We start from the raw sequence: 10,525 nt of genomic DNA, 5'->3' as shown, positions 1-10,525 counted from the left end.
AGTTCGGCATCCGCACGTTCTCCCAGGGCTTCGCCGCGGCCAGGCCAGGGCGGCCGCAGCCAGGCCCGGGGAGTCGCAGGCGCAGGGCCCGGGCAGCCGCAGCCAGACCCGGGGCGGCCGCAGCCAGGCCCGGGCAGGCGCCCGTAGCGGGCGGACCGGCGGGCGGCGCCGGGCGGCGCGGGAAGAGGCGGGCGGCGGTGTCGTCGCGGGAGCGGCCCGGAGCGGCCCGGAGCGGTCAGTCCGGAAGGCCGGACCAGGCCGGGTGACGGGGGTCGTCCGCGCGGACGACCGTGTCCGCCGCCGAGACCGGGTCGGTCTCGGCGGCGTAGCGCTCGTACGCGGGCAGGGTCCACCGCTCCGGCTCCTCGGTGCGCCGGGCCAGCGCCCCCGGCGACAGGCGGATGTGCACGCTGAGGTCGAAGGGGAACCAGTGGCCCAGCAGCAACGGGCCGTGCACGATCACCACCCCGCCGGGCGGCAGCTGGACGTAGGGGCTGCGGGTGGCTCGGTCCGTGACCGGGTCCCACAGGTCCGGCAGCACCCGCCCGGTGCCGCCCGGCTCCAACGGCGCGAACACCTCGCGCCACAGCGCCGCGGTGTCGTACCAGCCCCGCAGGTACGCCTCCACGTCCTCGCGGCCGTACTCCAGGCGCACCGAGGCCGGGCGCAGGAACCCTCCCGCCGCGACGACCAGCACCGACCGGCCGCGCAACCGCAGGGCCGCCGCGGTCAGTTCGGCCAGCGTCCCGGTGCCGGCGGGCGGCGCGCCGTCCACCGCCACCCGCAGCCAGGGGCCGCCGTCGCGGGGCGTGGTGCGTTCGTCGAGATGGGCCGCCAGGCGCTCGGCCATCCGCTCCCAGGTGATCGGTTCCAGGTGCACGGGCCCATTGTCAGTGGTGGCCCGTAGCTTCTTCCACGAGGGATCACCGACGGGAACAGGGCCGTCGGGCCTGGCCTTGGGGAGGGGTCTGTCATGGCTCGCGAGACCACGTATCTGGAGCTGTCGCAGGACGGCGGCGGAGCGCACAAGTTCTACGAGGTGACCGTCGACGGCACCGCCGTGAGCGTCCGGTACGGCCGGATCGGCGCGAGCGGCCAGGTGCAGAGCTCGTCGTTCCCGACCGAGGACAAGGCCCGCGCGGCGGCCGCCAAGAAGATAGGCGAAAAGGTGCGCAAGGGGTACGCCCCGGCGGTCCAGGGGCAGCGCGCGGCCCGCCCGGTGACCCGTCGCCAGGTGTCCTCCGCGCCGTCCACGGCGCGCGCGACGGCCCCGGTGCTGTGGCGCTTCCGCACCGGCGCCGCGGCGTTCGGCATCCATGTGGACGAGGAGCGCTGCTGGGTGGGCAACCAGGCGGGGGACGTCTACACCCTCAGCCACGGCGGCGAGGTGCTCGCCCGGTACCAGCTGCCGGACGGGGTGAAGTGCCTGGTGGCGGACGATTTCTGGATCTACGCCGGCTGTGACGACGGCGGGGTGTACGACCTGTCGTCCAAGCTGCCGTTCAAGGCGTACGACATCGCCGACGACGTGGACATCTTCTGGCTGGACATCCGCGAGGGCGTGCTCAACGTCGCCGACGCGGCCGGCGGTCTGACGGTCATCGACCACGAGGACGAGTTCCAGTGGTCGCGGAAGTCGGCCGGGGCGCACGCGTGGATGGTCCGGGCGGACGCGGACGCCGTCTACCACGGCCATGCGAGCGGTGTGACGGCGTACGCCCCGGACGGCGGCGGCGAGTTGTGGCACACCCGGACCGACGGCGGGGTGCTCTTCGGCTGGCAGGAGGACCGCGCGGTCTACGCGGGCACGGGCCGCCACAGCGTGCAGCGGCTCGCCAAGCACACGGGGGCGATCACGGCCACCTACCGCTGTGACGCGGCGGTGTACTCGTGCGCGACCTCGCCCGACGGCCGGCACGTCTTCGCCGGCGACTCCTCCTCGTCCGTCTACTGCTTCGACGCCGACGGCCGGCGGCTGTGGAAGCTGCGCACGGGCTCGGGCTCGGCGCTGTCCATGCAGTACCTGGACGAGCGGCTGTACCTGGTGACGACCGACGGTTCGCTGGTGTGCGTCGACGCGAGCGAGGCGGCGATCACGGCGGCCCAGCAGGGTTCGGTGCCCACGGCGGTGGACGTGAAGTCGGCGGCGGCGCTGCCCGTGTACACCCCGGCGGCGTCGGTGGCGGCGGTGGCGACGGTGAGCGCGGCGCCGGCGGGCGGGGTCGTGGTGGAGTGCGTCCAGCAGGGCGGCCGACTGCGGGTGCACGTGGTCTCCGGAGGCTACGAGCCGACGTGGAACGTCCAGTTCCCCCGAGGCATACGGGAGCCCGGCGCCCGGTACGTGGTGGACGGGCTGCACGCGGCCTCGGGAGGCTTCTACCGGGTGCGCGGGGAGATACGCCGGCTGGTCTGAGCGGGGGCCGGGGCGGGGACGGCGAAGGGGCGGTCCTCGGGCTGGGCGTAGGTGAGGTGGAGCACGACGGGTACGGCGCCGAGGTTGCGGCCGAGGTGGACGTGGTGGGCACCCGCCCGTTCGACGAAGAAGTCCCCGGCCGTGCTGACCTCGACGGTGTGGTCGTGCAGGATCCGCGTCAACGTCCCGGACTTCACGATGGCCGAGATCTCCATGTGGTGGTAGTGCCATCCGGTGGAACCGCCCGGCTCGATGACGACCTCGCGGGCCACGACGTCCATGTGTGCTGCTCCTGGCAAGAAGTGCGACGTGATCAGGAAATCACACAGTAGGACCGACTCGGAGAAGTAGCGAGATTCCCGGGGAATCGCAAGCAACGGGCGGCGGGAGGTGATATAGGGCCCGCTCGGCGGTATCAACTCGGCATGAATCTCGTGGTCTTCGAGCCGCTGAAGGGGATCAGCTGCGCGGAGTGCCGGAAGGGGCCGCTCCCGCACCTGGTCAGGGTCTCCGGTGTGCCCCGCTGCCTGGACTGCTCCGCCCTGGGCCACCTCGTCTACCTGCCGCGCGGCGATGCGGCGCTCACCCGCCGCGCGCGCACGGGGAGTTCGGTCTCGGCCGTGGTGGTGCGGTTCAACAAGCGGCGCCGGCGCTACGAGCGGCAGGGCCTGCTGGTGGAGCGGGAGGCGCTGGCGCGCGCCGAGCAGGCGTGCCGCGCCGACGCCGCGGTGCGGGCGCGCGGACGGGACCGGGCGAGGCGGCGGCGCGCGGCGGAGGACACCCGGTTCACGGCGGCGTTCGCCGCCGAGATACTGCGGCTGTTCCCCGGATGCCCGCCCGACCGCGCCACGGCCATCGCCGCGCACGCCTCGCTACGCGGCAGCGGCCGGGTGGGGCGGACTGCGGCCGGCCGCGCCCTGGACCCGGCCGCCGTCGCGGTGGCGGTGCGGGCCGCCGTACGCCACCTGGACACCGAGTACGACGCCTTGCTCGCGGCCCGTGTCCCCCGGTTCGAGGCCCGAGCCCGCCTGGCCGCCCGCATCGACGCCGTCCTGGACACCTGGCGCACACCCCCGCCCGAGAAGGAGACACCGTCGGCCGCCTAGTGCGGCAATCCCCTGCCGGCGCCCTCGATCTTTGTTCTACCGTGGGGTCTCCGCACCCATCCAGGGGGATCACCGCATGGGCCACGACGCACTCCTCTTACCGCGACCCGGCGCCTTCGCCGCGCCCGCCGGACAGCGCGGCCCGGCTCACCGCAACCGGAAGGGTGACCTGCGCCGTGGAGCCACTGACCGGGGAGGACCCCGTACACATAGGCCCGTACCGGCTGATCGCCCGCCTCGGCGCAGGCGGGATGGGCCTGGTCTACCTGGGCCGCTCCGACCTGGGACGCACGGTCGCGGTCAAGGTCGTCCAGGCCGGCCACGCCCAGCACCCCGAGTTCCGCAGGCGGTTCGCCCGCGAGGTGGCTGCGGCCCGCCGGGTGGGCGGAGCCTGGACCGCCGATGTCCTGGATGCCGACACCGAGGCCGCCGTGCCATGGGTGGCGACCCAGTACATCCCGGGACCCGATCTGACCACCGTCGTGGGCCGGGACTTCGGGCCGTTGCCCGAGCCGTCGGTCCGCACCCTCGCCAACCGCCTCGCCCTCGCGCTGCAGGCCGTGCACGCGGCGGGCCTGATCCATCGGGACCTCAAACCGTCCAACGTGCTGGTCACCGTGGACGGCCCCCGTGTCATCGACTTCGGCATCGCGCGCGCGATGGACAGCCTGGCCGGGGACAGCCTGCACACCCGCACCGGCATGCTGATCGGTTCGCCCGGCTTCATGTCCCCGGAGCAGGTGCGCGGCCTGGAACTCTCCCCGGCGTCCGACGTGTTCTGCCTGGGTGCGCTCCTCGTCTACGCCGCCACCGGACGCCTGCTCTTCGGCGCGACGGACTCCGGTCTGAACGCCCATCTCTTCCGGGTCGCCGAGGAGGAGCCGGACCTGACCGGCGTTCCGGACGCGCTCGTCGACCTCGTGCGCGCCTGTCTGCACAAGGACCCGGCCCAGCGGCCCACCCCCCACGAGGTGGCCGCGCGCACGGCGACCGACGAGGCCGGTGAGTGGCTGCCGGGGGCGGTACTGGCCCAGCTCGGCCGCCGTGCCGCTCATCTGCTGGACTACGCCCCCGCCGTCGCCCCGCCCGTATCCGCCGAGCCCGTCACCGCACCGCCGGACCCCCGCGTCCCGCCCGCCCGGCCGGCGCCCTCGGCTCCCCCGGCCTTCCAGACTCCCCCGGCCTTCCCGGCTCCCCCGGCCTCCCAGGCACCTGCGACGCATGCGTCACCGATGTACGTCCCCACCGCCCCCGCCTACCCGCCGAGTCCGGAGGTCGCGCTTCCCCGGCGCTGGTGGGGCCTGCTGGCGCTCGCCCTGGCGCAGCTGGTCGTGCTGATCGACGCGGCGTTCTCCAGCACGGCGACGTGGTGGGGCGGCGCGGCCGGCGACCTGGGGCTCCCCTTCGACGGCGTGCAGCTGACGTCCACCGTGTACCTCCAGGTGGCACCCCTCACCTATGTGCTCGTCTTCGTCGGGCTGCTGCTGTTCGGCGCCCGCGTCGCGGACCTCGTGGGCCGCAAGAGGATGCTGCTGATCGGCCTGGTGGGCTTCGCCGCGGCCGCCACCCTCGGCGGTCTGGCCCCCTCGTCCGGTGTGTGGATCGCCAGTCGCGCGCTGCAGGGCGCCTTCGCCGCGCTGGTCTCCTCGTCAGCACCGGTTCTCGTGTCCACCTCCTTCCCCGAGCCCCGGGAACGGCGTAAGGCCTTCGGGATCTACGTCGCGATCGCCGGCGGCGGTCCGGCGCTCGGTCTGCCGGCGTTCTGGCTGCTCGCCACGAGCCTGTCCTGGCGCTGGTGCCTGTTCGCCGCGATCCCGTTCGCCGTCGTCGCCGTGATCGGGACGGCGGCGCTGGTACCGGACCGCCCGGGCCGCATCGGCGTTCCCTTCGACGGGCGCGGGGTGCTGCTCGCTGCCGCGGGGGCCGCCGGGATCAGCGGAGCCGTCCCGTACTTCCCCGGCCACGTCGTCGTGCTCCCGGCCGCAGGCATCCTGCTCGCGGCCTACGTGTGGTGGCAGACCCGGACGGCGGGCGCCCTGGCGACGCCCTCCGGCGTGGCCAGGGCCCAGGCACCTGTCGGGGCCTTCCTCGCGACCGCTGCGGCCAACGTCGGCGCCGTCGCCCTGCTCATGGGCATGGGCTACCTCCCCCCCTAGGACCTGGGCCGGGCCGGGTGCTCGGGTGGACCGGGACCGCCGGCCTCAGGAGGTGCCGGTGGGGTGGAAGCGGCGGTACAGCAGGACGCCGCCCAGCAGGAGGGCGCCGCCGGCGGGCAGGAGGAGGGCCACGCCGTCGGCGCCCGTGTGGGCGAGGGACGGGCCCTCGGGCGCGGGGGTCTGCGGCGCGGGCGGGGTGACGGGGCGGGGGGTGGCCGCGGGCGGGATGGGGGTGGCGGGTGCGGGCTGGGCGGGGCCGTTGACGGAGGTGTTGCCGCTCGCCCCGTTGCCGACGCCGACCACGCTCACGGCGTTGCCGCTGACGTTGACCGGCAGGTCGACCGGGAGCTGGACGCCGTTGCCGGACAGCACCCCCGGCGAATCCTTTCCGCCGCCGTGCGCGGTGGATCCGCCGCCGTTGGCCCCGCCGGGTTTGGGGGTGTGCGGGGGTTGCGAGGGATGCGGGCCGGGATGGGGGTGGCCGGAGTCGTTGGCACAGCGGTTGCCCGCCGCCGGATTGAGGACCCCGACCACGCTGACGGTGTTCCCGCAGACGTTCACCGGCACGTGCACCGGCAGCTGTACCAGATTTCCGGAGAGCAGCCCCGGCGAGCGCTCGGCCTGTCCGCTCGCGCCCGCGTCCGCGAAGGCGAAGCCGCCCGCACCCGCGGCGGCCAGTCCGCCGCCCGCAACCACCGCCGCGATCAAGCCGTTCCGACGACTGTGCCGCATCAGTTTCCTGCCTTCCGAGAGGAGTTGTGCGCGGGCGTCACACCCGCACCGGAAACAACGCGGTAGACCCATACGGGTTATAGAGCCGGTGGGCTTTTCACTCCATCGTGTACTGGGCTCTCCCTACGTATGTGCGGCAGCACAGATGTGCGGACCCGTCCCTCAGTCGGCCAAGGCCTGTACCGGGTCGGACGAGGGGCGGCCCGTGGGCCACCAGTCCTCGGCGTCCGGGCGGGACTCGTAGGCGTACCAGAGGTTGTCGCGGCCCAGCCGGAGCTGGCGCCCGGCCGAGGTCAGGCGGTTCCGCTCGGGTCGGAAGTGCCCCAGGGAGGCGGCGAGGAGCGCCGGCCGCGCCCGGTCGAACGGGCCGGCCGGCGGGTCCCACGGCTCCTCCAGCACCGCCAGCGCGGCCAGGCCGCCCTGCCTCCAAGCGGCGGCGGCCCGGGCCAGGTCGGCGGTGCTCCGGCCGGTGCCGGTGGCCAGGGCCCGGTACAGGTGGCGGGCCGCGCCGGTGAGACCGGCGTGCGGCAGCGGGGCGGCGAGCCGGACGGCGTCCTGCCAGGGGGTGAGCCCGGCCATCGGGTCCTCCCCCGTGGCGAGGATCGCCAGGGCCCGGGCCGTCGCGTCGGTGGCCAGCTGGTCCAGGGCGAGCGGGTCGGGGGCGCCCGGTTCGTCCGGGTAGCCCGGGGGCAGGCCGGGCGCCGCCGGTACGGGCTCGGGGGCGGGCAGCGGCCCGGGGGTGCGGGCGAGCGCGGCCCGGGCCGGCGTACCGGGGAACTCGGCCGGGCCGGACGGCCGCTCGCGGGCGGCCTCCGCGGCGTTGCGCCGGGCCAGGTCGTCGAGCAGCTCCCGCTCGCCGCGGCCGCGCAGCAGCAGGAGCACGAACGGGTCCTGATCCAGCAGCCGGGCCGTGCGGTAGCACAGGGCGGCGGCGTGCTTGCAGGGCGCGGGCCCGGCGTCCGGGCAGGAGCAGCGCGGGAGCAGGTCACCGGGGCCGGGCAGGACGCGGCCGGCGAGGCCTTGGGGCACCTCGCGCTCCAGCAGGGCGGCGAGCCCGCCCGGGTCGGCGGCCAGCCCCTGGAGCAGCTCGGCCCACTCGGGGTCGGTGAACACGGTCAGCGCCAGCTCGGTGCGGTAGGGGCGGGGGCGGCTGCCCCGGACGTAGGCGACGATCCGGCCGGGTGTGACGGTGACCGTGTCGACATGGCCGTCCTCGGCGTAGCCCCGGCCGCGGGCCAGCCGGGCGGAGTCGCGCGAGAGCCGCTCCAGGGCGGACACCCAGGCCCGGCCCCACCAGGTGGTCGCCTCGACCCCGGCCGGGACGGAGTCGAACGTACGGCGGCGGTCGTCACGCGCGGCGATCATGCGGGCCTCCGCAGGGAGACGAGATCGGCCAGCTCCCGGTCGGTCAGCTCGGTCAGGGCCGCCTCGCCGGAGCCGAGGACGGCGTCGGCGAGAGCGCGTTTGGTCTCCAGCAGCTCCGCGATGCGGTCCTCCACCGTGCCCTCGGCGATGATGCGGTGGACCTGCACCGGCTGGGTCTGGCCGATCCGGTAGGCGCGGTCGGTGGCCTGCTCCTCCACGGCCGGGTTCCACCAGCGGTCGAAGTGGATCACGTGCCCGGCCCGGGTCAGGTTGAGCCCCGTGCCCGCCGCCTTCAGCGACAGCAGGAACACCGGCACCTCGCCCGACTGGAAACGGTCGACCAGCTCCTCGCGCCGGGCCACCGGCGTGCCGCCGTGCAGCAGCTGGGACGGGATGCCGCGGGCGGTCAGGTGCCCCTCCAGGATCCGTGCCATCGTCACGTACTGGGTGAACACCAGGACCGAGCCGCCTTCGGCCAGGACGGTGTCCAACAGCTCGTCCAGAAGGGCGAGTTTGCCCGATCGGTGCGCGATCCGCGGCGGGTCCTCCTTGAGGTACTGCGCCGGGTGGTTGCAGATCTGCTTGAGGGAGGCCAGCAGCTTCATGATCATGCCGCGGCGGGCCATGCCCTCGCTCGTCCCGATCACGGCCATCGCCTCGTCGACCGCGGCCTGGTACAGCGAGGCCTGCTCGCGGGTGAGGGCGACCGGATGGTCCGTCTCGGTCTTGGGCGGCAGCTCCGGCACGATGCCCGGGTCGGACTTCTTGCGGCGCAGCAGGAACGGCCGCACGAGCGCGGCGAGCCGGGCGACCGCTTCCTCGTCGCACCCGTCCTCGACCTGGTGCTGCTGCTCGACGGCGCGGGCGTGCCGGGCCCGGAAGGTGGTCAGCGGGCCGAGCAGCCCCGGCGTGGTCCAGTCGAGCAGGGCCCACAGCTCGGAGAGGTTGTTCTCCACCGGGGTGCCGGTCAGGGCGACCCGGGCCGGCGCCGGGATGGTCCGCAGGGCCTTCGCGGTGGCCGAGCGCGGGTTCTTCACGTGCTGGGCCTCGTCGGCGACGACCATGCCCCAGCGCCGCCCGGCCAGCACGGCGGCACTCGCCCGCATGGTGGCGTACGTGGTGAGCACGAAGCCCGCGCCGGCAGGGCTGCTGCCTGCGCCATCGGCGACGGCCCGGGCAGAGCTGCTGCCGCCCTCGGCACCGGCCCCGGCCCCCGCCCCGGTCACGGCGGGGCCACTGCCGTCACCGTCACCGACACTGGCACTGGCACCGGCGCTGGCACCGGCTTCCGCGTCCTGCGTCCCGGCCGCGTCCCGCACCCCGAGCGCGTCCGGCACCCGGCCGGTTCGCGCGTCCGCTTCCGTGTCCGTGTCCCTGTCCCTGTCGAGGCCCGACGGCGGCGACGGCGGCAAGGTGCGGTCGCTGCCGTGGAAGCGGTGCACCGGGACGCCGGGGGCGAACTTCTCGATCTCCCGCTGCCAGTTCCCCAGCAGGGAGGCCGGGCACACCACGAGGGTCGGCTCGGGCCGCGCCCGGTGCAGGTGCAGCGCGATCAGCGTCAGCGTCTTGCCCAGGCCCATGTCGTCGGCGAGGCAACCACCCAGCCCGAGCGAGGTCATCCGGTCCAGCCAGGCCAGCCCCCGCGCCTGGTAGTCCCGCAGGGTCGCGCGCAGCCCCGGCGGGGCGGGCAGCGGGGTCAGCTCCTCGGTGAGCCGGTCCCGCAGGGCGGCCAGGGCGCCGACCGGGACCGCCGGGACCGTCTCGCCGTCCACCTCCGCCGTCCCGCCGAGCGCGACGGACAGGGCGTCCACCGGGTCCAGCAGCCCGAGCTCGCGCTTGCGCGCTTTGCGGACCAGCTCCGGGTCCACCCGCACCCACTGGTCGCGCAGCCGTACCACCGGCCGGTGGGCCTGCGCCAGCTGCTCCATCTCGCCGGGGGTCAGCCGGTCGCCGCCCAGTGCCAGCTCCCACGAGAAGGCGAAGAGGGTGGTCGCGTCGAAGAAGGACGTGCCGTCGGCGGCGGAGCCGGGGGCGGTGGGCCGCACCACCGCGGTCGCGGTCAGCGTACGGGCCAGCTCGCGCGGCCAGTGGACGACGACCCCGGCCGCGGCCAGCCGGGTGGCGGCCGCCCCGAGCAGGTCCGACAGCTCCGGGTCCGACAGCGCCAGTACATCGGGCACGGGCTGCTCCAGCAGGCGCAGCAGCGGCGGCCACACCCGGGCGGCGCGGCGCAGCGCGAGCACCGCGTCGATGCGGGCCCGGGGGCCGAAGCCGGCTCCGGCGGTGCCGGCCCACAGTGCGCCCGCGTCGGTCACCAGGGTGGGGTCGGAGAGGCTGTGCACCTGCACCACCGCGGCACCGGCCCGCCGGGTGTCCTCCGGCTCGGCCTCGTCGAACAGCCGGAGCGCGGACAGGTCGAGCCGCAGCGATATCCCGACCCCGGCGTCGGCGCCCGAGGCGACCTGCGCGGCCCAGTCCCGCAGCTCGGGCACCCGCTGGGGGGCGGCCGCCGCGAAGGGGCGCCCGGCCGCGAGCGGGGCCGCCGGGGTGCGCGGCAGCCAGTCGGCGACGGCGTCGGCGAACGCTCGGACCAGCGCCTCCGGTTCGGGCAGGTGCAGCGGGCGGCGCCCGGCCAGCGGGGTGGCGTACCCCTCGGCGGGCAGGGCGGCCGCGATCGCGCGCAGGGCCGCGATGTCGTCGGCGTCGAGCGGGCCGGCCCGCCACGCGTCGACCCCTTCGGGGGTGATGCCGGG

Annotated in this window: 8 protein-coding genes; 3 read left to right on the top strand and 5 right to left on the bottom strand. The window is 75.4% G+C overall.

Annotation, left to right across the window (positions count from 1 at the left end):
- Positions 1-235: 235 nt before the first annotated feature.
- Positions 236-880 carry a nucleoside/nucleotide kinase family protein gene (locus tag LG632_RS27810; protein WP_226730339.1) on the bottom strand — a complete coding sequence of 215 codons (645 nt, stop codon included), beginning with the start codon at positions 878-880 and terminating at the stop codon, positions 236-238.
- A 93-nt stretch (positions 881-973) separates the two neighbouring features.
- Between LG632_RS27810 and LG632_RS27805 the strand changes: the two genes are divergently transcribed.
- Positions 974-2,413, top strand: a complete 1,440-nt coding sequence (locus LG632_RS27805; protein WP_226730337.1) for a WGR domain-containing protein — start codon at positions 974-976, stop codon at positions 2,411-2,413.
- On the opposite strand, the gene LG632_RS27800 is transcribed toward LG632_RS27805, so the two are convergent.
- Positions 2,377-2,694, bottom strand: coding sequence for a cupin domain-containing protein (locus LG632_RS27800; RefSeq protein ID WP_226730335.1), 318 nt, complete (start codon positions 2,692-2,694; stop codon positions 2,377-2,379). The two genes, LG632_RS27805 and LG632_RS27800, sit on opposite strands and share 37 nt — an antisense overlap.
- A gap of 144 nt (positions 2,695-2,838) precedes the next feature.
- Between LG632_RS27800 and LG632_RS27795 the strand changes: the two genes are divergently transcribed.
- Entirely contained in the window at positions 2,839-3,519 is a 681-nt protein-coding gene (locus LG632_RS27795) for a DUF2293 domain-containing protein (protein WP_226730333.1), read from the top strand.
- Between the two features lie 176 nt (positions 3,520-3,695).
- Positions 3,696-5,675, top strand: a complete 1,980-nt coding sequence (locus LG632_RS27790) for a bifunctional serine/threonine protein kinase/MFS transporter (RefSeq protein WP_226730331.1) — start codon at positions 3,696-3,698, stop codon at positions 5,673-5,675.
- 45 nt (positions 5,676-5,720) lie between these two features.
- Here the strand turns inward: LG632_RS27790 and LG632_RS30635 are convergent, their stop codons facing one another.
- The 3 genes from LG632_RS30635 to LG632_RS27775 all read right to left on the bottom strand — a co-directional run.
- The gene (locus tag LG632_RS30635; protein ID WP_226730329.1) at positions 5,721-6,407 is read right to left on the bottom strand and encodes a chaplin; all 687 of its coding nucleotides are present in this window, start codon (positions 6,405-6,407) and stop codon (positions 5,721-5,723) included.
- A 162-nt stretch (positions 6,408-6,569) separates the two neighbouring features.
- Positions 6,570-7,772 (bottom strand): SWIM zinc finger family protein, encoded by a 1,203-nt coding sequence (locus LG632_RS27780; protein WP_226730327.1) that lies wholly within the window; start codon positions 7,770-7,772, stop codon positions 6,570-6,572.
- Positions 7,769-10,525 (bottom strand): DEAD/DEAH box helicase (locus tag LG632_RS27775; protein WP_374203609.1); only part of this gene is annotated, 2,757 nt, incomplete at its 5' end. The genes LG632_RS27775 and LG632_RS27780, both read right to left, overlap by 4 nt.

This window comes from Streptomyces antimicrobicus (assembly GCF_020532625.1).
Taxonomy (GTDB): Bacteria; Actinomycetota; Actinomycetes; order Streptomycetales; family Streptomycetaceae; genus Streptomyces; species Streptomyces antimicrobicus.
The sequence above is the reverse complement of the archived record's forward strand: the minus strand, read 5'-3'. Positions and strand labels throughout refer to the sequence as shown.

Bases quoted from the DNA above. Each gene is read 5' to 3' on its own strand.
- LG632_RS27805 (WP_226730337.1), top strand. From the start codon at position 974: ATGGCTCGCGAGACCACGTATCTGGAGCTGTCGCAGGACGGCGGCGGA.
- LG632_RS27800 (WP_226730335.1), bottom strand. From the start codon at position 2,694: ATGGACGTCGTGGCCCGCGAGGTCGTCATCGAGCCGGGCGGTTCCACC.
- LG632_RS27795 (WP_226730333.1), top strand. From the start codon at position 2,839: ATGAATCTCGTGGTCTTCGAGCCGCTGAAGGGGATCAGCTGCGCGGAG.
- LG632_RS30635 (WP_226730329.1), bottom strand. From the start codon at position 6,407: ATGCGGCACAGTCGTCGGAACGGCTTGATCGCGGCGGTGGTTGCGGGC.
- LG632_RS27780 (WP_226730327.1), bottom strand. From the start codon at position 7,772: ATGATCGCCGCGCGTGACGACCGCCGCCGTACGTTCGACTCCGTCCCG.